Source organism: Sporosarcina sp. 6E9, assembly GCF_017921835.1.
Classification (GTDB): domain Bacteria; phylum Bacillota; class Bacilli; order Bacillales_A; family Planococcaceae; genus Sporosarcina.
On sequence record NZ_JAGEMN010000005.1, the window covers coordinates 15,559 to 37,454 of the forward strand.

The following is a 21,896-nucleotide window of genomic DNA, read 5'->3' on the forward strand; positions in this document are numbered from 1 at the left end:
TACATAGTGGTGGTTTTGAAGGATAACGCTAATAAACAGCAAAGGAAACAGAAAAAGTGGTTGGAAATAAAGAAAATGAGATCGTTCTATCTAATGCTATTGATTCCTATGCTCATGTTGTTTTTATTTAGTTATGGTCCTATGTATGGAATTCTTATTGCATTTAAAGACTTTTCGCCAGGTTTAGGTATATGGCAGAGTCCCTGGAATAACTTTGAACATTTCAAAAGATTATTCGACGATTACTTATTTATCAGAGCACTGAAAAATACGATCATTATTAGTTTGTTAAAGATCATTATTTCATTTCCTGCTCCAATCATATTTGCTTTATTACTGAATGAGATTACCCATGATAAATTTAAACGAATCACACAATCTATCTCCTATTTACCACATTTTATGTCATGGGTAATACTCTCAACAATGATTGTTGAAGTACTTTCTCCTGAAAGGGGAATCATTAACTTTTTCATCGGTTTGTTTGGCGGAGATCCTGTTCATTTCCTTGCCAGTAAAACTGCATTTATTCCGATGTTAATCATTACAGATATATGGAAGGAAATTGGGTATGCATCAATCATTTATCTTGCATCCATGGCATCCATAGACACCGCCTTGTATGAAGCAGCCGAAATTGATGGTGCGAATAGATTCCACAAAATGATATACGTTACGATTCCATCCATTATGCCAATGATTATCATATTATTCATCTTAAGATTAGGTAGTATCTTGAATGCTGGATTTGACCAAATCTTAAACTTATATAACCCATTGGTATATGAAGTCGCAGATATTATCGATACGTATGTTTATCGAGCCGGATTAGAGCAATTTCAATTTGACTATGCGACCGCAGTCGGGTTATTTAAAAACGTTGTAGGGATCACACTCATATTGGTCGCAAATACCATTATTAGAAGAAGAAGCGAACACGGAATTTGGTAGAAAGGAGACGTGACTCATGAAATCAAATGGTCAGAAAAAAATATCGTGGTTTAACATAGTAAATATGACATTCATCGTCCTGTTTTCAATAGCTGTCCTTTATCCTTTCTGGCAGACATTGGTCTTGTCTTTTACCGATGCGAACCAAGCATCAAGCCTTGGATTAAATATTTGGCCAGAAAGATGGATAACTGATGCCTATAAGTTTATTTTTTCTTATGAACAGATTGGTATAGCTTATATTAATACAATACTTCGAACTGTTACGGGTACGCTTTTAATTGTTGGCCTAACCATTTTGGCTGCATATCCATTGTCTAAGAGAAATCTACCTTATAGGAATACAATTACTATTTTATTTTTAATAGCTATGTTTTTTTCAGGTGGAATGATTCCCGATTACTTATTAATCAAGAACCTTGGTTTACTAGATAATCGTTTGGCATTAATCTTACCATCCGCGCTGAACGTGTTCTATGTCATCATTATGCGGAACTATTTCATGACAATTGATAAAGGGATTGAAGAATCAGCGGTCATGGACGGTGCGAATCACTTTACCATCCTATGGAAAATCATTATGCCCTTGTCTAAGCCTGTTATTGTTACAATCGCGCTTTGGGCAGCAATTGGTCACTGGAATGAATGGTTCCATGCATTAATTTATATTCAAGACGACGCGAAAACAGTATTACAAATGGTCGTTCGAGAGATGTTGGTTGATGTCAACTTGTCAGACGCAACACAGGTATCTGGTGCAGGTGGTGCAAGTTCAGAGTTACTGTTAAGTAACGTAAGGGCCGCAACTGTTATGGTGTCAATCGGACCGATTATTCTACTTTATCCATTTGCGCAAAAGTATTTTATACGCGGAATAATGATTGGATCCCTAAAAGGATAAATATGTAATGCAAATTAAAGGAGGATATCAAACAATGAGAAGGTATAAAAAATTACTAGGCTTACATTTTATTATCGGTTTGCTCATTATCGGCATTGTGGGTTGTAGCCCGAGCGAGTCTAAAGAAGAGGTAAACATGGAAGATTTACCTGAAATGGGTGACTTCTCGAAAGAGCTTACATTACATTTATCAGGTTCCTTTACTCAAGGTAAAATAGAGGATGATAACTGGGTACAAAAAAAGCTTGAGGAAATGTTTAATATCAAAATTGTAAATACAAAAAGCAATACATGGAATACAGATGAAGTTTCATTGATGGTCGCATCGGGAGACGTTCCAGATACTTTCTCTTTCACTGCGGGTAATCAGACGTCTAAACAATTATATGACGGCGGGGTAACAAGAACGATCCCAAGAGAGATGATTGAAAAATATGCACCGCTGTATTCAGAATTGATTGATGAAAATGTTCCAGGATGGGAAATGAACTTAGCGCCTGATACAGAAGATCAGTATCTCAACTTAACAGGATATCAAGGCCATACGGCGGGTATATTATGGGCCCCTACCTTCCGATTAGACTGGTTAGAGAACCTTGGCATCGATCCTCCAGGAGAGATTACACCTGTTGGAACAGAGGGCGGATTAGAAAGAATGTACTTTACAGATGGCGCGTATACGTTGGAAGAAGTGGAAAAAATTCTCCACGCATTTACTTATGATGATCCAGATGGTAACGGGAAAGATGATACTTATGGGATGTTACCTTACAATAATCAACTCCACTGGATGAATACGTTGATGGGTGCGCATGGCGTTGCAGCTGGATATAATCTAATGGAAAACGATAAATTGATAAGTGCTGAGATATCTGAGAAATATAAAGACGGACTTAAATTACTTGCTAAGTGGCAAGACATGGGCGTTGTTGACCCAGAGTGGACGACGATTGATGTAGAGACTAGCTGGGAAAAATATAAACAAGGAAAAACAGGTTACTTCACTGCACAGCGATCTTATATCGCTATGGAGGAATGGACAAAAACGAGAGCACCTCAGAATCTAATCGCATCAAATCCAGACGCGAAAATATTAGTGACTGCACCGGAGATTGGCCCGAATGGTCAGCAAGGTCAAGGGGCTTGGATGCCTGTTACCCTTTTAGGCGATGCTTTCCATATTTCTAGCAAGGTTACAGATGAAGAATTAGCTAGAATACTACAAGTTTTTGACTACATTAATCATGATGAAGATTCAAGATGGACGATATACGGAGAAGTTGGAACACATTCAGAATGGCAAGGTACACCTGAAGAGTCATCACTAATCGTGAAGGATGAGTTCCCATTTGAAGAAGGAAACATGGGGTTCAATGCTTATAACTTCAGAACTTATCCAGGTGAAAGACTGAAATGGTTAACTTCAGAAAAAACATTGGAGTTAATGGATAAATTCTTCGCTAAACCTGAGGTCGTAGAAAAAATGGCTATACGTCCATATAGATATGACTTGTTTAATGAAACAAAAGGAGAAGAACTCACAAAAAGATATAGTGGACAGTTAAATACCATTGTTGAGGAGTTCCGAATGAGAGCGATTGTTGGAGAAATAGATGTTGATAAAGAATGGGATGCTTACGTTGAAAAGTGGTTGAAAAATGGTGGAGAGCAAGTACTCGAAGAATTAGAGAAGGCACCTAAAGTATCTGATCTACTAGGCGAGTAATCCAATATTTTATCACACAGGAAAGATTTTAGTCGCTAACGTACTGTTACTATGCAGTACGTTAGCCATTACATTATAGAGAAATAGTAAATTTTCGACTTTTAGAACGAATTTCTACATAATTGATAATGTGAGGAGTTTTATGAATGAGTAATGTTAAAAAGCAAGCTGTTTTTTATCCAGACTATGCAGGTTCAAAAGCCTATCGAATACCTTCTATGATTACAACGCGAAAAGGAACTGTTATCGCGGGAATTGATGCAAGAATAGTGGATCAGCGAGATAATCCTAACCAAATCGAGATTGCGATTCGGCGCAGTGAGGATAATGGGGCGACATGGAACCCGATTCAAAAGTTAGTCGCATTTGCTGGAGAAGGATTGGACGGCGCAGCCGCGATTGACTCGGCACTTCTTGAAGATGAAATCACTGGAACACTTTTCATGCTTTATATGCATACGCCAGGTGGAATTGGGTTATGGGCAAGTGAAGCTGGAATTGGGTTTAATGCGGATGGGCAGCGTAAGCTCTTTGACAATGAAGGAAATACATATTTGTTATCTGAAGATGGACAAGTACAAGATAGCAAAGGAAATATTGTAAATTATACGGTAGACGCTGAAGGTTATGTGTTTGAATCTGGTGAACCGAGAGGGAATATTTATTATAAAAAAGGCGTGGATGCAAATGAGCGTTTACTAGAAGCTAGAACGTCATTCTTACAAGTGATTCAAAGTGAAGACGATGGGCTGACATGGTCAGAGCCAAAAGAATTGAATTTAATGGTTAAGGAAGAATGGATGCGTTTTATCGGATCGGGGCCTGGAACAGGTATTCAACTGAAGCACGGTGAAAAAGCTGGAAGACTACTGTTCCCAATTTACTATTCCAATCTATCGGGTCATATGTCATGCGCATTGATCTATAGTGATGATGCTGGAGTCACGTGGAAACGCGGCGAATCACCGAATGATGGCAGAGTAATCGATGGAGAAACGCTAGCTGCAGAAACAATTTCGGAAGAGAAGCATATGCTGACGGAATCACAAGTCATTGAATTATCGACTGGCGAACTATGCTATTACTTGAGAAATCACTTCGGACTTCAAAGAACCGCGATTGCGAAGAGTTCTGATGGTGGAGAGACTTGGGGAGAAGTAACGTTCGATGAGACTTTACTTGATCCAATCTGTCAGTCTAGTGTTGTCCTCTACCCTGATCAAGGCGATGGTAAAGATAGAGTCCTATTTTCGAATCCAGCTGATGAAAAAGTAAGGATAAAAGGAACGGTTCGTTTAAGTGAAGATGGTGGAAAAACGTGGCCGTACAGCAAGGTAATTGAAGAGGAACACTTTGGTTATTCTTGTTTAACTGTGCTTGAAAATGGTGACATAGGTGTTCTATATGAGCGTGTTTATGACTATTCAGATTGGAATAACATGGATATCCAATTCGGTACATTTACACTGGATTGGCTTAAGTCATAAAATCCTGAGTTCATATAAAGATTATGATCTAAAACATGAGACTCGTTGATAAGATTCGTGAGAGAGTGTACTTTCTCTCTCCTTCTTACGCCCAATTTTGTTTTTTTGCAGGAATTTAATGGCTATGCTTTATGTAATATAAATGAATAAAACGAGGTGTAGCAATTGTTTAAACCCGGAAGTAAGTTTATGAGATTCGGAGAATGGCTTGCGAAGCTTTTGCATGTTCAAGTTATTTGGATCTTATTTTGTTTAATTGGTCTGTTTATTGGCGGGATTTTCCCGGCAACTTTTACGATGTTCAGTATTATTAGGAAATGGATTATGAAACAAGATGATTTCCCCGTTTTTAAAACCTTTTTAAAGACTTATAAAGAGAGCTTTTTTAAGACGAACCTATTAGGTTACGGAATGATACTACTGGGCTCTAGTATTTATTATTATATTAAACTTTTTAGTTCAATTTCAATTGTATTGGTCGTCGTATCGTTACTATTTGGTCTGGTATTTTTAATGACAAGCCTATTTATAATTCCGGTTTACGTTCATTTTGATATCAGTCTTCCTGAAGTTATTAAACATGCGGGTGTTATCGCGGTATCTCATCCATTACACATACTGTTAATGGTAGTATCCCTAATAGGCTTTTGGTATTTTCTGTTTTTAGTACCAGCCATCGTACCCTTTGTCGGTTTTAGTTTCATATCTTATATATTAATGTTTATCGCAAACTCAGCCTTTACGAGTATAGAGCGAAAAGTAGCAGCGTAAAGATTTAATTTCAATGAAAATATTGGTCTATGAAGAAGAGTATAAAACACGGAGATGTATTCATATGAAAAAGACAGAAGTGATTTTCGCATCTATTAAAGGAAAGCTTATTGTCTCTTGCCAAGCTTTACCCGAAGAGCCTCTGCATAGTCCCTTTATTATGGGGAAGATGGCTTTTTCTGCAATGATGGGCGGCGCAGCAGGGATTAGAGCCAATAGCGTCGAAGATATAAGAGAGATTAAAAAGACTGTAGACTTGCCGATTATCGGCATTATAAAAGAAGTATATGAAGGTTCGGATGTCTTCATCACGCCGACCATGACAGAAATCGATCTTTTATGTGAGGAAGGCGTAGATATTATTGCGCTAGATGCGACAAAAAGGGTCAGGCCGGATGGTAAAACGATTCGTGAAGTTTTTCCTATCATTAGAGAAAAGTATCCAGATCAGCTATTTATGGCGGATTGCTCTACTTATGAGGAAGCAAAAGAAGCCTATGAACTAGGATTTGACTGCTTAGGGACGACGCTTAGCGGTTATACAGATTACACGGAAGGTACGAAGTTGCCAGATACCGCTATGTTAGCCAGGTTAGTCAAAGACTTTCCTATCCCGATTATTGCAGAGGGCGGTATTTGGACGCCAGAGGACCTCAAAACTGTCTTTGAACTAGGGGTTGATTCCGCAGTGGTTGGAACAGCCATTACAAGACCTATGGAGATTACAAAGCGATTTATCGCGGCAGTTCAGTGAAACTGTATGTAGATGGATATAAAAGTTCTAGGTGTGAAATCTCTTCAATTGCCTAGGAAAAGACTAGGAGGAGCACCCATGACAAAAGTAGATATCCTGGCATTAATACATTCGAAATATAATAACTTTACAAATACAGAAAAAAAAGTTGCGGATTACATCCTGCAAAACACAAGCAATGTAATTTATATGTCAATTACAGACCTAGCTGAAGCTTGCGGCGTTGGCGAATCCAGTGTATTCCGGTTTTGTAAGACACTAAAACTTAGAGGGTACCAAGAGTTCAAAATTGCTTTAGCTCATAATACAACTCTTGGAAATGAAATGCCGCAACTTTCTAGTCAAGTGACAATGGACGACACAGTTGACGAGTTGTCTTCTAAAATATTAGCTACCAATATAAATTCACTTACCGAAACACATAATTTAATCAACATTAAAGACGTCGAAAAAGCAGTTGACTTCATCATTAAAGCGGAACGAGTTCACTTTTTCGGTGTCGGTTCTTCTTTGATGACAGCGTTAGAAGCAAAGAATAAATTTATGCGAATTACCAACAAAACAGAATGTTCGATTGACTCCCACCTGCAAATCATGTCCGCTTCTTTAATGACAGAAGCCGAAGTCGCTGTATTAATTTCTTATTCGGGTTCCACTAAAGATACGATTGAAGTGGCGAAAATTGCTAAGGAAAGAGGCGCGAAAATCATTGCCATCACGAGGTTTTCCAAATCACCACTAACGAGCTTTGCGGATATTACGCTGCTTTGTGGAGCCAACGAGGGCCCCTTACAAGGCGGTAGCTTAACAGCAAAAATATCACAATTATACTTACTGGATCTTCTTTACACAGAGTACTTCAAACGAACAAGCGAAGTATCCAGCATTAACAAAGAACACACAGCCAACGCCGTAATTGAAAAAATGATGTGAAGTGCCTTTTTAGAAGGTACCTGTGCAAGGTGCAATTATGACAATTCACAGCGTTGGATAACAATACAAGGGGATGCCGACAAAGCTTTATGCAGTCGGTATCCCCTTTTCGTTTTATGCAATTGTAGTGAATTTACTGAGTAGTGTCTTGCACAGGTACCTAAAAAACGAAAAGCGGTACCAAAAAACTATATGGCTTTTCCGTTGAAGTCTTCAATGGTTTCGATAAACTTTTCGATGGTTGAGGTTAGGTAGGCGTTGGATCTTCTGATGAAGATTGTGTTGATTTTGCTGTATTTTTGAGGGAGGGTGTGGCATTGGATGAGTCCTTTTTCCTCCAAATGGGTAACTGCTGATCTAGGAACAAAGGTGACGCCTAGGCCAACTGTGACGCTGCTCAAAATAGTTTCTAAGGTGCCGAATTCCATTACTTTTTGTGGTTTGACGTTTTGATCTTTGTACCATCTCTCTAACCTCGCCCGGTAGCCACACCCTTCGCTAAAGCAGAGGAATGGCTCGTTTTTTAGTTGTTCCAGCGAGGTTTCTTTCGTATCGGATATTAAGACAAGCTCTTCTTTAAAAACGTCGTGTGCAACGAGGTCTGGATGCAGTTCTGTTGCCGTTACGAAAGCGCCGTCCAATTTATGATTCAAAACATCTGCTTGCAACTTTTCAGTAACTCCCGAGAACAGCGATAGATCTACGTCTTGATACTTTTTATTGTAGGCGGATAGAATATACGGCAATTGAATGACGGTTTCTACGGTGCCGATTTCTAATTTACCCGCCGGTTCTTCCCTGCTTTGAATGACTTTCTTCATTTCATTGGTCAAAGATAAGATCTTTTCGCTATAGACCAATAGCTTTTTACCTTCGGGTGTGAGTGTCATCCCCCGGTTATGTCGGTTAAACAAAGGGGTATTCAGCTCGACTTCAAGTTTTTGGATTCTGGCGGTGACGTTTGATTGGACATAGCTTAACTCCCTTGCGGCACCTGAAATCGTCCCTTTTTCCGCAACCATTTGAAAAATCTCCAAGTCTTTAAATTCCATCTCTTTCGACCCCCTTTACGCGTTATCTTTATGGTATCACAAATAACGATAGCCAGCATCATTATTGTTCGTTTTACATGATGTCTATTTTGGTGTCTAATTGAATACAGAGATAGAGATGAAGGAGACTTGGGATCCATTGAAAAACAAAGTATTGCTGGGCGCTTTCTTGTGCTTCATAGCGAGCGTGTCTTGGGGCGCGATGTTTCCGGTTGCGAATCACGCGTTCAATTATATCGACCCGTTTTATTTTACGATTTTCCGTTACATATCAGTTACAGTGATATTAGTTGTGCTTCTCCTATGGAAAGAAGGTAAACAAGCTTTTCGCTTTGAAGGGAAAGGGCTATCCTTGTTCTTCTTTGGAACGATGGCGTTTGCCGTATATAATTTACTTATTTTCTGGGGGCAAGATCTACTGGGTGATCCAGGCGTCATGATTGCATCGATCAACGAATCATTAATGCCGATGATTTCCATTGTTATCGTTTGGCTACTGAGTAGAAATCGACCACATGGCCTTACGCTATTCTTTGTATTCACCGCGTTTGTTGGTGTATCACTCGTCATTACCAATGGCGATTTCGGATCATTCCTGACTGCCACGAGTGACATTATTCCTTCGTTACTTATCTTTATAGCGGTTGTTGGCTGGGTTGTTTACACGATGGGCGGGAGTAAGTTTAGCCAGGACGGCTGGTCTGCACTACGCTTTTCAACATTAAGTTGTCTACTTGGGACAGCTGTGGCAACAGTGGTTACGATTATTTGTACATTTACCGGTTATGTAACCGTGCCGACACTGGAAACCATCAAAATTGTTAGCCCGCATATCGCATTTATGGCGATTTTCCCGGGACTCATTGCATTGCTTGGATGGAATATTGGCGTGGGGATTCTGTCGCCGTTAAACGCGCTGCTGTTCATTAACTTTGTACCTGTAACAACACTTGCAATCTCATTTATCCAAGGGAGTCCATTGACGCCTTATGATTATATTGGAACTGCATTTATTGTTTTTTCGTTGATTGCGAATAATATTTTCGTAAGAATGCGTCAGAACAATACGGCACCTCAAGTATGGAGAAGAAGATTGCGCGAAGTTCTTTCTTTATTGCAAATTAACTTAACAAAATGATAAAAGCATCTTCATCCGCGAATGAAATCTCGTGGGGAAGATGCTTTTTTAATCTATCTACCTTTATCTTCTTTGTATAGCCTGTCTGCTCTAGCTATACTAAAAGCTAGAACTATTGAAGATACAACGACGAAGAAGACCCAGTAACTATTATCATTCATCGCAAGTCCTATCCCAATAACACTCAATACGATAGCTGAAATCAATCCCGACATCGCCTTTACATCTTTCAACAATGTATAATTCATTAGTACCCCTTTCGTCCGGTGAGATTTAATTTACCAGTGCGGTTAACGCAACACGTCATTCAAACGAAGCGCTTCAATTTGCGCTTTCGTATAACCCTGCGCCAATAAAACTTCCTCAGTATGCGCCCCAAGCTGAGGGCCAACATGACTGTAAACTGGTTTTGCCGATGAAAACTTAAGCGGCGTAGCTATTTGTTTTTGTGCTCCACCGTCTGAATCCGGCACTTCAGTTATCATTCCTCGTGCACGCAGTTGCGGATGTTCGCATGCTTCAGCGAACGTTAATACCGGTTCCACGCATCCTTCGAACGTATCATCGAAAACCTCTAACCATTCTTCAAAGTCTTTGCCTAGGAATAACGCTTTTATTTCTTCTTTAAACCGATGCTGATCTTCCAGTTTTTCGCTCATCGCAAACCTGAGTAAATCCGGTTTTTGCACCGCCTTGCATAGCAAGCGCCTAAATTGCGGTTCCAGGCTTCCAACCGAAAAGTATCGACCGTCTTTTGTTTCATAATAATCATAGAAGGTGCCGCCGTTTAGGAGTAATCCCTCCGGTTTCGGTTCCACGCCGTTGACCAGATAATCTGGTCCGAACATCGCGTTCAATGCGAAAGAAGCGTCGGTCATGCTGATATCGATATGCTGCCCTTCCCCCGTTTTTTCCCGGTGAAGCGCCGCGGCTAATATGCCAATGACAGCATGCAACGATCCACCTGCAAGGTCTGCAATTTGTATGCCCATTGTTGTTGGTTTTTCACCTTTTCTTCTTGAGTAATCAAGCATGCCCGACAACGCTAAATAATTATTGTCATGACCCGGTCGATTCCGATAAGGTCCCGTTTTACCGAATCCCGTTAATGAACAATATATCAGTCGCGGATTTACTTGTTTCATTGCTTCGTAATCAAGACCGAAACGCTCCATCACCCCTGGACGAAATTGTTCGATGACGATATCGTAGTCGAGCACCAACTTCTTGACGATTTCGACCGATTCTTCCTTTTTCAGATCCAAGGCGATGGCGCTTTTGGAGCGATTTAAATGATGATGCGTTGCTGGCATACCGCTAAGTAAATCAGGTCTTGTCGATGATTCTACTTTCAAGACATCAGCGCCCATATCTGCGAACATCATCGTTGCGTAAGGTCCGGGTAATAACGTTGAAAAGTCTAGAATTTTCATACCTGATAAAATGCCGATTGCAAGTCACTCCCCCTTCACCGATTAAATCCGCTCGATTATCGTCGCGTTTGCCATGCCCATACCTTCACAAATGGCGAGTAATCCGTAGCGGGCGCCCGTGCGCTCTAGACGGTTCATAAGCGTAACTAATAGTTTGGTCCCCGTTGCACCGAGCGGGTGGCCTAACGCAATCGCACCGCCGTCTGGATTGAGTTTCTCTGGATCTGCACCGATGTCTTTTAACCAAGCAAGCGGTACTTGAGCAAATGCTTCATTGACTTCGTACGTGTCCATATCGTCGATTGTCAGCCCGGCTTTTTCGAGTACTTTTCGCGTAGCTTCAATCGGGCCTGTCAACATAAGCGTCGGATCGGATCCAACAACGCTTCTTGCTACAATTCGCGCTTTCGGTTTCAAACCGAGTTCGTCGGCTTTTTCACGTGACATGAGCAGGACTGCTGACGCACCGTCACTCATTTGGCTCGCGTTCCCCGCAGTGATGACGCCGTTTTCGTCGAAGACAGGATGTAATCCGCCGAGCACTTCCACTGTTGTGCCTTCTCGCGGCCCTTCGTCGATTGAAACGGTTGTGCTGGATCCGTCTTCTTGCTCAACGTCGACCGGCAGAATTTCATTTTCGAAATGGCCTTGTTCAATCGCATGAAATGCTTTTGTGTGGCTGTCCGCCGAGTAACGATCCAAGTCTTTCCGTGAAAACCCCCATTTTTCCACCATACGCTCTGAGGACAGGCCTTGATTAATAATCTCGTATTTTTCCGTCAGCTTCAGGCTCGGCTTAATGTCTTTCATCATTACTAGCATCGGCACGCGCGTCATATTTTCAACGCCGCCCGCGATGACGATATCCATATCTCCCGACGCAATCGCTTGAGATGCGAAATGGACGGCTTGTTGACTTGATCCGCATTGTCGGTCAATCGTGACGCCCGGGACATGTATCGGGAACCCAGCAATTAGCGCTGCAGTTCTCGCGATATTATTTCCTTGTTCGCCCATTTGTGTCACACATCCTAAAATGACATCTTCCACATCGCCCTTATCGATTCCGGCGCGCGCCACTAGCCCATCAAGCACGACAGCCGCCAGTTCATCTGGCCTGTATCCCGCGAACATGCCTTTTCTCCGTCCAACTGCTGTGCGAATCCCTTCTACAATAACAACTTCAGTCATTTTACGTACCACCCCTTTTTATCAATTAAACCCTTTACCGCGGCTGCATCCGAATTCCGCCGTCCAACCGAATAACTTCCCCGTTTACATAGCCGTTTTCAATTAAAAACAAGGCGGTCGATGCATATTCTGCTGGTGTTCCCAATCGTTTTGGAAATTCGACCATTCCTTCGAGCTTCTCAACAACGTTTTCCGGCAATCCTTCAGCCATCGGCGTTCTGAATAAACCCGGCGCAATCGTATTAATGCGGATGCCATAGGATGAAAGATCTCGCGCAATCGGCAACGTCATGCCCGCCACGCCCGCTTTACTCGCGCCATAAGCCGCCTGCCCCATTTGCCCGTCAAAGGCCGCAACAGATGCCGTATTAATAATGACGCCCCGTTCTCCATCTTCTGTCAGCGGTTCGTTTTTCGTCATCGCTTCCGCTGCCAGTCTCAATGTATTAAACGTCCCGATTAAGTTCACATCGATGACTTTTTTAAAGTTTTCTAACGGCATCGCACCCGCTCGCCCCACTGTTTTTTGCGGAGGTGCGATGCCTGCACAATTGACGCATATATGAACAGCGCCAAAAGTATCCATTGCTGTTTGGATGCCCGCTTCGACTGACGTTTCACTCGTGACATCTACGTTTGCGTACGCGACATATTCCCCTAATTCTTCGCACACTTCATTTGCTTTGGTTTCATTCAAATCGAAGATGACCACTTTAGCCCCTTTTTCAACTAAACTTCTGACGGTTCCCAGACCTAATCCAGAAGCTCCCCCAGTAACAACGGCCACTTTATCTTGAATATCCAATTTCCCACTCCCCTTTGACGGTACTTTCTGAAAATTCTATCTCGCTATAATTCTAGCAACTAATTTACTGAATTGCAATTCATTATCTGAAGAGAGCTGACTTTTATTGCGCGGAATTGGGCGGGTCTGGTGAGGACTTCGAGTGCACTAGAGAGGAATTCATGGAGTGCGCGGAATTCGCGGGGGCGAGCGAGGACTTCAGAAACGATTGGAAGGAGTTCAATCTGGCGGGCGAGGAGTTCGCCGATTGCGCGGAATTCACGCGGCCAGGAGAGGACTTCCGAACTGATTCCGCGGAATTGAGAAATTGCGCGTAGATCATAAGTGATTGGGCGGACATAAATACCAATTTTAACCGATTGGGAGGACATCATGAGCGATTGCGCGGACATCCTTCATTTGAGCGGACATAATACAGAATTGAGCGGACATAATTGTTCGTTTTATCCAATTCAGTGGACATTATCAAAGATTGCGCGGACAACATCAGATTAAATAGAAAAAAGCCCAATTCCATAAAGAATTTGGGCTCCAATATTCTATCTTTTTTCAGCATTTTCATAAGCTTCTACCAGCAAATCAACGATATGAACCGCGTCCATTTGATCCGCCAATCCTTCGCGTTCAATGCCCAGCTTCATTTGCAATAAACAACCGGGGTTGGTCGTCACAATGGTTTTTGCGTTGGTCTTTTTCGTTTGTTCCATTTTATAATCTAAGATTTGCATCGACATCTCTGACTCTACAATATTGTAAATACCCGCCGACCCACAACAATGTCCTGCGTCACGCATTTCAACATATGTAACACCTTCAATCGACTGCAGTAATTTACGCGGTTCGATAAATGTTTTCTGGCCATTTTTCAAGTGACAAGAGTCTTGATACGTGACGATTTGATTATCGAGTCGAAGTGGTAGTTTATCGAATTCAAGTTCGACTAGAATACTCGTAATGTCTTTGATTTTATCCGAAAAGGCTTGTGCGCGCTCACGCCACTCAGGATCGTCATTTAGAAGATGTCCGTAGTCCACTAGAAATGCGCCGCAACCACCGGCATTCGTAATAATATAGTCGACTTTCGCCGTTTCAAACGCTTCGATATTGCGCTTGGCCATTTCTCTCGCTCGGTCCTGCTCACCGCTATGCCCGTGCAATGCACCGCAACAGCCCTGCGTTTCCGGTACGACGATTTCGCAACCTGCAAATTGCAATAGCTTTGTCGTTGAATCATTGGTGGACATGAAAATCGTATCCATTAAACAACCTGAGAAAAAAGCGACATTTTTCTTTTGTTCTCGAAGTGGCGCAAAATGACGTTGTCTTTGTTTCATATCCTTTTTCTTAGGAACGGCAGGCAACACTTTTTCCATCGTGCGCATCGTTTCCGGGAATAAGTTTAAAATACCGACTGACCTTGTCACTTTTTGAAGACCCGAGCGTTGGTAAAATCCAAGCAAGCCGACTGCACCAATCATTCGGTTATGATATGGAAATAGATTATTAAAGAAGATACTTCGCATCGCTTTTTCTGGAAGTGATTGGTTGTTCGTTTGGTAAATGGCATCCCGCGCTTGCTCGAGTAAATGACCAAAGTTTACGCCTGATGGACAAACAGGTTCGCATGCCCGGCATCCTAGACACAAATCGATCGACCGTTTAACATCTTCATCCGGCTCAATGAGTCCATCCACGACACCTTTCATCAAGGCGATTCTTCCGCGCGGCGAATTAATCTCTTTCTTTCCAGATTCAATATAAGTCGGACAGCTGGGTAGGCAAAAACCGCAGCGCGTACAATTCATCAGTTCATTGTAATCCATTTTCTCTTTAAAACTTTGCTGAATTCGTTCTTTCTCCTTCGTGCTCATCATCTCAAATCACCACCCGATTGCGTTCGGACTCCGAGAATACCTTACCCGGGTTCATAATGTGGTTCGGGTCAATTGCGTTTTTTATACCACGCAACACATCGACCCCAGCCTCCCCTATTTTCAAATGCAAATAAGGTAATTTCATCGCACCGACACCATGTTCCCCGGTAATTGTTCCCCCGAGTTCGATTGCTTTATGAAAGATTTCTTCAAATGCTTTTTCCACAAGCGCCATCTCTTCTTCATTTCGCGCATCCGTCAAACAGGTTGGGTGAAGATTCCCGTCCCCTGCATGTCCAAATGTGCAAATCGTAAGCTGATACTTTTCGGCGATCGCTTCGATTTCACGTACCATTTCTGCGATTCTAGAACGTGGGACCGTTGCATCTTCAAGAATCGTTGTTGGCTTCACTCTGGATAGCGCAGATAACGCCGTCCGTCTCGCGCTTGTTAATGCTTCGGCTTCTGCATCTGTTTGCGCCACTTGCACATCAACGGCATTGGTCAACCTACAAATTTCTTCGATTCTTGCCATATCTCGCTCGACTACTTCCGGTGGTCCATCTTGCTCGATTAACAATACCGCACCTACATCCGTCGGGAGACCGATTTGCGCGAAGTCTTCAACGACTCTCACTGTTTGTTGATCTAAAAATTCTAGCGTTGCCGGGATAATACGATTTGCGATAATCGCTGAAACGGCTTCAGCCGACGTTTCCAAGTCATCAAAGAGCGCAAGCATCGTCCGCTTCGTTTCCGGCTTTGGAATTAATTTCAACGTCGCGGCCGTCACGACACCGAGCGTTCCCTCCGAACCAACAAATAATCTCGTCAAATCATAGCCTGCAACGTCTTTGGCCAACTTACCGCCTGTTTGAATGATTTCACCATTCGGCAATACAATTTCTAGCCCCATGACATAATCTCTTGTCACACCGTATTTTAACCCGCGCAACCCGCCGGCATTTTCGCTAATATTGCCGCCGATTGTTGATATATGCATGGACCCTGGATCTGGAGGATAAAACAAGCCTTTTTCTTCAGCGGCAGCGATAATATGAGAAGTGATGACCCCCGGTTGAACCGTCATCGTTAAATTCTCTTCATCTATTTCTATGATTCTATCCATATGTTTAAATAGCAGAACAACCCCGCCTTGCAATGGCGTTGTGCCTGCGCTTAAATTCGTACCGGATCCTCTTGGAACAATGGGTATTTTATGTTCGTTGCAAAGCTTGACCACTGCGGCGACTTCATGCGCATTTCTAGGCGAAATAATGCAATGAGGCATCGCCTGAAATCCGGGCGTCGCGTCGTATGAGTAGGCAAGCAACGTCGCCTGATCGTCCTCGACATTTTCTTTGCCAACAAATTCTTCAAACTGTGATTTTATAGTTTCAGAGATCATTGTCATTCTCCTTCTATTTGTCGTCCACAACAATATATGTAGCTTCTACAGGTCCATGTACACCGACAATGAGGTTCATCTCTATGTCCGCGCTATTACTCGGCCCTGAGATAAAACTAACACATGACGCAACTTCACGCCCTCTTTTATTCGCTTCATGGATTTGTTTCACCGCTTGCGTCATCCGCGGAACGAGTGTGCTTTTCGGAATGACAACAACATGAACTCTCGGAAGCAAACTAATCGAACGCCCATTGTCCTTGTCGTTAAACAACGTAATCGTGCCGGATTCCGCGAGCGTGATTTCACTAAACGTAATTCCGATATCGGCTTGCTCAGCGAACACTTGGTTTTCTGTTCCGATTGCCGAATCCCACAGGCGAACGTCGACGCCTTCTTGTTTAAGGTCGTCAAAAACAACGTCCAAACCGTATTCTTTATTCCGGCGGTCATTCGCCGCGAGCACTTTGTTTCCATCATGCGCTTTTATCGTCGATTTGAGCACGTCCGATAATCCAGCAAAATCCGTCCGTTTGAAATTCGTATGAATGACTTTGCATTGTTCCGCCAACACATCGACCAATTCATCTTGCGAAAACCCGGCGTAAACGTCCCACTGTGCACTGAGACTCCATTTCGGTCTCTCCACGCCTGTCGTTCTGCGGGGTCTTCCAAGCGTATTGGCCAAGTTATCTAAAAAACGATCACGATTTTGAATGGTCATTTCGATTTGCCTCCTTTTTCACGTTCTTTAAACCACGAACGAAACGTTTGTTGACTAGGAGCAGGAAAATCGCGCTGCGCTGTCCAATTTTTCAATGGACCAGGACCATTTGTAATCGTTTCATCCTTCGTCCACGGTTTTAATGCCGTACGCGCCAACTTCGAACTTAGTTTATAAGCAGCTGGGTGGGTTGACCACTTCACAAAACCATTCATCGCAATCTTTTCAGACGTCGGTGCCATATTTTTCTCAACCATAATCTCCCGATGGCGAATTAACTGCTCATGGAGCGGGATTTTCACAGGACATACATCCGTACATGCAGCACACAACGTAGACGCATGCGGAAGCTCTTTATGATTTTCATAGCCATCCAATAAAGGCGTTAAAACCGCGCCAATCGGACCCGGATAAATCGAACCGTATGCATGACCACCGATATGTCGATACACCGGGCACACGTTAATGCAAGCCGCACAACGAATACAGTGTAGCGCCGATTGGAATTCAGTGCCTAAAATTTTAGATCTACCGTTATCAACGATGACTAAATGGAACTCTTCAGGTCCATCAATTTCGCCTGCCAAACGCGTACCAGTAATTCCTGTAATGTAGCTCGTAAGTTTTTGACCAACCGCAGACCTTGTTAACAAACTCACTAACACATCTAACTCTTCCCATGTTGGTACGATTCGTTCAAGCCCCATAACGGAAATTTGCGTATCAGGTAACGTCGTCGCCAGACGCGCGTTTCCTTCATTCGTCACGAACGTGACCGCACCTGATTCAGCTACTGCAAAGTTACAACCCGTAATCCCGATATCAGCCGACAAAAAGTCTTTTCTTAATTCTTCACGTGCAAATAAACCAAGTTCCTCAGGCGTATTCGATTTATCATAGCCTCTTTTATTGGTAAAGGTATCTTTTATTTGGTCTCTATTCAAATGGATTGCTGGTGCTACAATATGGGACGGTACATCACCTTCTAATTGTAAAATCCATTCACCCAAGTCCGTTTCAATGACTTCCGAACCGGCTTCTTCCAACGCTTTGTTTAAACCAATTTCTTCTGTCACCATCGATTTGGACTTCACGACTTTTTTGCCGTTCTTCTTTTTTATCACTTCTTTAATATATTCATTGGCCTCATCCGCAGTTTCAGCGAAAAACACATGCCCGCCGCGCTTTGAAACATTATCGCTCAATTGTTGCAAGTAGTAATCAATGTTTTCCAACGTATGCGAACGTATTTCTTCTCCTAGACTGCGCCAATCTTCCCAGTTTCCTAATTCATCCGCCGCAATCCCTCGTCGACCTCTGAATCGACCTTGGGCAGTAGCAACTGAATTCAACATAAAATCATTTTCGATTCCTTCTTGAACTCTCGTTTCAAAGGAAGGATTTCCGATACGTATACCCATCTAAATCACCCCTTCACTTCACCGTATTTAATATTTCAGCAAGATGAACGACTTTCACATTTCGTCCTTCTCTTGATAAGCGTCCTCCGATATTCATCAAACAAGCCATATCTCCGCCGACCAAATACTCCGCTTCTGTTTCCATGACATGATCCGCTTTTTCCTGAACCATTTGCCCGGAAATCACCGAATTTTTAACAGCAAACGTCCCACCAAATCCACAACAATCTTCACCATGCGGCAGTTCAACGAGGTCGACGCCTTCGACATGTTGTAGCAATTGAACAGGCGCTTCTTTCACACCTAAAATACGCGTCATATGACAAGATGGATGATACGTCACTCTTCCTTTGAACGTGGAACCGACATCGACTATTCCCAACACATCCACTAAAAACTGTGTCAGTTCAAATGTTTTTGCAGCAAGCTTTCTCGCTTCTTCTTCCCATTCAGGATCACCACGGAAGATTGCCTCATAGCCTCGTAACATCGCGACACAAGAACCAGACGGCCCGACAACATATTCTGAATCCCGGAAAACCTTCATCATATGTTTCATGGTTTTTTTCGTGTTTTCCAAATACCCGCTATTATAAGCTGGTTGACCGCAACAGGTTTGCGTATCTGGAAAATCGACTTCGCATCCAAACCGTTCCAACACTTCGACCGTGTCTTTTCCAACATTCGACGTCATAATATCCGCCATACATGTTATAAACAAAGAAACTTTCATCTCGTTCACCCCTACTATTCTCTAAACTTCATATACTTTTCCAATGACTTTTCAACATTCGTTAAATGGACCAACATACATTGGTAAGCCTCTTCTGGCTCTCTCGCTTTAATCGCGTCATAAATCATTTGGTGTTCGTTAATGAGCGAAACCGTTTTTTGCTCCGTATAAATTAACACTTCTCGCGTCTCTTTTAATACACTGACCATCACTTCAGAGACTGACCGCATTAAATGAATGAGAATATCATTATGTGTGGCATTCGCAATCGCCATGTGAAAGCGCATATCCGCGTCTTCACCAATTTCACCATTTAATTGTGCTTGTTTCATCGCTTCAATCGCTTCTTTAAGCGGGATTAAATCTTCCTCATTATGATAGCGTGCTGCTGATCTCGCGGCCCCTGCTTCAAGAATTTTACGTACCTCATATAATTCTTTGATGTCATCTCTTTTCATTAATAAGCCTGCATTCACAGGCAAAGCAAAGTTCGAAGCATCAAATTGCGTGATATATGTCCCTTCGCCTTGCCGCATAACCACTAATCCCATCGCCCGCAAACCACTCAACGCTTCTCTAACCGCTGAACGACTCACATCAAAACTTTTAGCTAATTGCTCTACGGAATCTATTTTATCGCCAGGCTTTAACTCGCCATTTTTTATCATGTTTATCAGTGCGTCTGCAACTTCTTCATATATTTTCTTTATTTGGATACGTCTGTTTCCCATAATTTTCTCTCCCAATCTAGCAAACTATTCCTACTTTAAACTTTACTGGATAGAAACGCATATTGAAAGAGACGATTGGATTCATCACATGAACCAAAGAATGACAAACCCGCCTACTCCCGCCAATATACAATAAAGTAAGGAAGGGATAATTGTCTTTCGTATAATATCCCCTTCTTTCCCCGACAACCCAACGACAGCCGAAGCAGCTACAACGTTATGGACACAAATCATATTCCCCGCAGCAGCCCCGATTATTTGACCTGCTAAGATCACATTTGTACTCAGTCCGGTTTGCTGAGCGATACTAAACTGAACCGGTGAAAAGGTCAAAGTCGATACGGTTGCACTTCCTGTGATGAACGCACCCAATGCCCCAAGGAACGGTGCCACAAAAACCCATACAGGACCGAAAGTACTCGCCAATGCTTCTGCAATATATTGCGGCATACTGATTAGATCGTTCACGTTCATCCCAGAATTCGTAAAGACTTGCACTAAAGCAAGTGTGAATAATAACGCGAAACTTGCAGTCTTAATCGAGATTAATGAATCTTTACTCGCTTTTGTAAAGCTGCTAAACGATTTTCGTTGGATAAGAACCGCTAGAATTGCTGCTAATACAAGAATCGTCCCCGGCGAATATAAAACTTCCCATCCCGATGTCACACCCTCGACACCAATGACATTGCGCCAAGTTAAATCGACTGCAGATTGAGCAAAGTCTTTAATTGCCGGAACAATTCGCGTCAACAACAATAATCCGACGACAACAAGGTACGGAGACCAGGCTGTCAGTAAACTCATTTTCGACTTTTCCGTTTTTAATTCAAACCCGTCGCGTAGCGCATCCTTCCATTCTGTCTTCGGCATTAGAAAACCAGCTTTTGCCGTTCCCGCCGCAAGAATTAACCCTGTTAACGAGGCTAAAATAGACACAAACTCCGGACCGAAAAGTGTTGCGTATAAAAACGCAGATGATGTATAACCAATTCCGATAAGGAGTGCCCATGGCAATAACGCGATTGCATCCGACAAACCTTTCTTTTTACCGAATAAAACAGTTAAAATAACTATTAGAATGAACGGGATAAATGTTCCGGCGAAAAAGTCTAGCATCGTTATTTTCTTCGCCACTTCATGATAAAGCGCCAAGTCAGCCCCCGGAAGATTACTCAATCCCACAACGACCGGGGTCCCAACTGCACCAAACGGGACAGCAGAACTATCTGCAATCAAAGCTAAAACCGCCGCCGCCATCGGATGAAACCCTAACGCGAACATCAATGGACCCACAACTGCAGCAGGCGTTCCAAATCCCGCAGCACCTTCTATCAAAGCGCCAAATAAAAATGCAACAATCACGACCTGCACACGCATATCACCTGAAATACTTTGAAACCCTTGGTTAATACGCGCGACCGCGCCTGTATTCGTAAGCGTGTTTAATAATACAACCGCTCCAAATAATATTAATAGAATGGTTAACGCCTTATGTCCACCTTGCAATATCGACGCTAAAATGATTTTACCTTCCATGCCCCAAACCGTGAACCCTAATATAATGACGATAATCGAACTGAAAAACATACCTTTTAACGCTGACATTCTTAAGATGACTAAAAAAAATAACGGTCCAATAATTGCTGTAAGTGCAACAAGTAATAACAAACCAATTCCCCCTTTTACAAATCCCTGTCGTAAGGTCATCTGATGACTTAGAATAAAACTCTCTCTCTTTGGAGGATTATTCAAGTAATCCATGTAATCGCTTTCACATTTGACTGTTAGTGTACCGCAATTTAGGAACGCTGACAATGTTTTTTGTTATTTTCGTGAATTCTAACATCCATGGTCGGAAAT

General features: G+C 42.5%; 21 protein-coding genes. 9 read left to right on the forward strand and 12 right to left on the reverse strand.

Annotated features, from left to right (window positions below; genetic code table 11):
* The first annotated feature begins 6 nt into the window (after positions 1–6).
* The 7 genes from J4G36_RS15580 to J4G36_RS15610 all read left to right on the forward strand — a co-directional run bounded on the left by J4G36_RS15580 (position 7) and on the right by J4G36_RS15610 (position 7,523).
* Positions 7–951, forward strand: a complete 945-nt coding sequence (locus J4G36_RS15580) for an ABC transporter permease (protein WP_368668796.1) — start codon at positions 7–9, stop codon at positions 949–951.
* 16 nt (positions 952–967) lie between these two features.
* Positions 968–1,852 (forward strand): carbohydrate ABC transporter permease, encoded by an 885-nt coding sequence (locus tag J4G36_RS15585; protein WP_210471323.1) that lies wholly within the window; start codon positions 968–970, stop codon positions 1,850–1,852.
* Positions 1,853–1,886: 34 nt separating this feature from the next.
* The gene (locus tag J4G36_RS15590) at positions 1,887–3,578 is read left to right on the forward strand and encodes a type 2 periplasmic-binding domain-containing protein (protein ID WP_210471324.1); all 1,692 of its coding nucleotides are present in this window, start codon (positions 1,887–1,889) and stop codon (positions 3,576–3,578) included.
* Positions 3,579–3,724: 146 nt separating this feature from the next.
* Entirely contained in the window at positions 3,725–5,065 is a 1,341-nt protein-coding gene (locus J4G36_RS15595) for a sialidase family protein (RefSeq protein ID WP_210471325.1), read from the forward strand.
* A gap of 189 nt (positions 5,066–5,254) precedes the next feature.
* Complete coding sequence (locus J4G36_RS15600; protein WP_210471326.1) at positions 5,255–5,836, forward strand: YesL family protein; 582 nt, start codon at positions 5,255–5,257, stop codon at positions 5,834–5,836.
* 64 nt (positions 5,837–5,900) lie between these two features.
* Positions 5,901–6,590 (forward strand): N-acetylmannosamine-6-phosphate 2-epimerase, encoded by a 690-nt coding sequence (locus J4G36_RS15605; RefSeq protein WP_210471455.1) that lies wholly within the window; start codon positions 5,901–5,903, stop codon positions 6,588–6,590.
* Positions 6,591–6,668: 78 nt separating this feature from the next.
* A complete protein-coding gene (locus J4G36_RS15610; protein WP_210471327.1) occupies positions 6,669–7,523 on the forward strand; it encodes a MurR/RpiR family transcriptional regulator in 855 nt (284 codons plus the stop codon).
* Positions 7,524–7,711: 188 nt separating this feature from the next.
* Here J4G36_RS15610 and J4G36_RS15615 read toward each other — a convergent pair whose 3' ends face one another.
* The gene (locus J4G36_RS15615) at positions 7,712–8,575 is read right to left on the reverse strand and encodes a LysR family transcriptional regulator (RefSeq protein ID WP_210471328.1); all 864 of its coding nucleotides are present in this window, start codon (positions 8,573–8,575) and stop codon (positions 7,712–7,714) included.
* A 139-nt stretch (positions 8,576–8,714) separates the two neighbouring features.
* Between J4G36_RS15615 and J4G36_RS15620 the strand changes: the two genes are divergently transcribed.
* Positions 8,715–9,713: a DMT family transporter gene (locus J4G36_RS15620; protein WP_210471329.1), complete on the forward strand. Its 999-nt coding sequence runs from the start codon at positions 8,715–8,717 to the stop codon at positions 9,711–9,713.
* A gap of 53 nt (positions 9,714–9,766) precedes the next feature.
* On the opposite strand, the gene J4G36_RS15625 is transcribed toward J4G36_RS15620, so the two are convergent.
* The 4 genes from J4G36_RS15625 to J4G36_RS15640 are packed head-to-tail and all read right to left on the reverse strand — an operon-like array spanning position 9,767 to position 13,142.
* Entirely contained in the window at positions 9,767–9,961 is a 195-nt protein-coding gene (locus J4G36_RS15625; RefSeq protein WP_210471330.1) for a hypothetical protein, read from the reverse strand.
* 42 nt (positions 9,962–10,003) lie between these two features.
* On the reverse strand, positions 10,004–11,164 hold the full coding sequence (locus J4G36_RS15630) for a CaiB/BaiF CoA transferase family protein (protein ID WP_210471456.1): 1,161 nt from the start codon (positions 11,162–11,164) through the stop codon (positions 10,004–10,006).
* 24 nt (positions 11,165–11,188) lie between these two features.
* A complete protein-coding gene (locus tag J4G36_RS15635) occupies positions 11,189–12,337 on the reverse strand; it encodes a thiolase family protein (protein ID WP_210471331.1) in 1,149 nt (382 codons plus the stop codon).
* A gap of 34 nt (positions 12,338–12,371) precedes the next feature.
* Positions 12,372–13,142: a 3-hydroxyacyl-CoA dehydrogenase gene (locus J4G36_RS15640; RefSeq protein ID WP_210471332.1), complete on the reverse strand. Its 771-nt coding sequence runs from the start codon at positions 13,140–13,142 to the stop codon at positions 12,372–12,374.
* A gap of 372 nt (positions 13,143–13,514) precedes the next feature.
* Between J4G36_RS15640 and J4G36_RS18720 the strand changes: the two genes are divergently transcribed.
* The gene (locus J4G36_RS18720; protein ID WP_256439607.1) at positions 13,515–13,637 is read left to right on the forward strand and encodes a hypothetical protein; all 123 of its coding nucleotides are present in this window, start codon (positions 13,515–13,517) and stop codon (positions 13,635–13,637) included.
* Between the two features lie 44 nt (positions 13,638–13,681).
* Here J4G36_RS18720 and J4G36_RS15645 read toward each other — a convergent pair whose 3' ends face one another.
* From J4G36_RS15645 to J4G36_RS15675, 7 genes are all read right to left on the reverse strand, one after another.
* Positions 13,682–15,016 carry a (Fe-S)-binding protein gene (locus J4G36_RS15645; protein WP_210471333.1) on the reverse strand — a complete coding sequence of 445 codons (1,335 nt, stop codon included), beginning with the start codon at positions 15,014–15,016 and terminating at the stop codon, positions 13,682–13,684.
* Between the two features lies 1 nt (position 15,017).
* On the reverse strand, positions 15,018–16,424 hold the full coding sequence (gene glcD / locus J4G36_RS15650) for a glycolate oxidase subunit GlcD (protein ID WP_210471334.1): 1,407 nt from the start codon (positions 16,422–16,424) through the stop codon (positions 15,018–15,020).
* 13 nt (positions 16,425–16,437) lie between these two features.
* On the reverse strand, positions 16,438–17,148 hold the full coding sequence (locus J4G36_RS15655; RefSeq protein WP_210471335.1) for a LutC/YkgG family protein: 711 nt from the start codon (positions 17,146–17,148) through the stop codon (positions 16,438–16,440).
* Entirely contained in the window at positions 17,145–18,569 is a 1,425-nt protein-coding gene (locus tag J4G36_RS15660) for a LutB/LldF family L-lactate oxidation iron-sulfur protein (protein ID WP_210471336.1), read from the reverse strand. Before J4G36_RS15660 ends, J4G36_RS15655 begins: the two co-directional genes overlap by 4 nt.
* Before the next feature lie 13 nt (positions 18,570–18,582).
* A complete protein-coding gene (locus J4G36_RS15665) occupies positions 18,583–19,302 on the reverse strand; it encodes a (Fe-S)-binding protein (protein ID WP_210471337.1) in 720 nt (239 codons plus the stop codon).
* Between the two features lie 14 nt (positions 19,303–19,316).
* Positions 19,317–20,033, reverse strand: coding sequence for a FadR/GntR family transcriptional regulator (locus J4G36_RS15670; RefSeq protein ID WP_210471338.1), 717 nt, complete (start codon positions 20,031–20,033; stop codon positions 19,317–19,319).
* An 84-nt stretch (positions 20,034–20,117) separates the two neighbouring features.
* A complete protein-coding gene (locus J4G36_RS15675; RefSeq protein WP_210471457.1) occupies positions 20,118–21,704 on the reverse strand; it encodes an L-lactate permease in 1,587 nt (528 codons plus the stop codon).
* Between the last annotated feature and the right edge of the window lie 192 nt (positions 21,705–21,896).

What these genes read in the sequence shown, in the direction of transcription:
- J4G36_RS15585 (WP_210471323.1), top strand. Translation starts at nt 968, where the DNA reads ATGAAATCAAATGGTCAGAAAAAAATATCGTGGTTTAACATAGTAAAT.
- J4G36_RS15590 (WP_210471324.1), top strand. Translation starts at nt 1,887, where the DNA reads ATGAGAAGGTATAAAAAATTACTAGGCTTACATTTTATTATCGGTTTG.
- J4G36_RS15595 (WP_210471325.1), top strand. Translation starts at nt 3,725, where the DNA reads ATGAGTAATGTTAAAAAGCAAGCTGTTTTTTATCCAGACTATGCAGGT.
- J4G36_RS15600 (WP_210471326.1), top strand. Translation starts at nt 5,255, where the DNA reads ATGAGATTCGGAGAATGGCTTGCGAAGCTTTTGCATGTTCAAGTTATT.
- J4G36_RS15605 (WP_210471455.1), top strand. Translation starts at nt 5,901, where the DNA reads ATGAAAAAGACAGAAGTGATTTTCGCATCTATTAAAGGAAAGCTTATT.
- J4G36_RS15610 (WP_210471327.1), top strand. Translation starts at nt 6,669, where the DNA reads ATGACAAAAGTAGATATCCTGGCATTAATACATTCGAAATATAATAAC.
- J4G36_RS15615 (WP_210471328.1), bottom strand. Translation starts at nt 8,575, where the DNA reads ATGGAATTTAAAGACTTGGAGATTTTTCAAATGGTTGCGGAAAAAGGG.
- J4G36_RS15625 (WP_210471330.1), bottom strand. Translation starts at nt 9,961, where the DNA reads ATGAATTATACATTGTTGAAAGATGTAAAGGCGATGTCGGGATTGATT.
- J4G36_RS15635 (WP_210471331.1), bottom strand. Translation starts at nt 12,337, where the DNA reads ATGACTGAAGTTGTTATTGTAGAAGGGATTCGCACAGCAGTTGGACGG.
- J4G36_RS18720 (WP_256439607.1), top strand. Translation starts at nt 13,515, where the DNA reads ATGAGCGATTGCGCGGACATCCTTCATTTGAGCGGACATAATACAGAA.
- J4G36_RS15645 (WP_210471333.1), bottom strand. Translation starts at nt 15,016, where the DNA reads ATGATGAGCACGAAGGAGAAAGAACGAATTCAGCAAAGTTTTAAAGAG.
- glcD (WP_210471334.1), bottom strand. Translation starts at nt 16,424, where the DNA reads ATGATCTCTGAAACTATAAAATCACAGTTTGAAGAATTTGTTGGCAAA.
- J4G36_RS15655 (WP_210471335.1), bottom strand. Translation starts at nt 17,148, where the DNA reads ATGACCATTCAAAATCGTGATCGTTTTTTAGATAACTTGGCCAATACG.
- J4G36_RS15660 (WP_210471336.1), bottom strand. Translation starts at nt 18,569, where the DNA reads ATGGGTATACGTATCGGAAATCCTTCCTTTGAAACGAGAGTTCAAGAA.
- J4G36_RS15665 (WP_210471337.1), bottom strand. Translation starts at nt 19,302, where the DNA reads ATGAAAGTTTCTTTGTTTATAACATGTATGGCGGATATTATGACGTCG.
- J4G36_RS15670 (WP_210471338.1), bottom strand. Translation starts at nt 20,033, where the DNA reads ATGGGAAACAGACGTATCCAAATAAAGAAAATATATGAAGAAGTTGCA.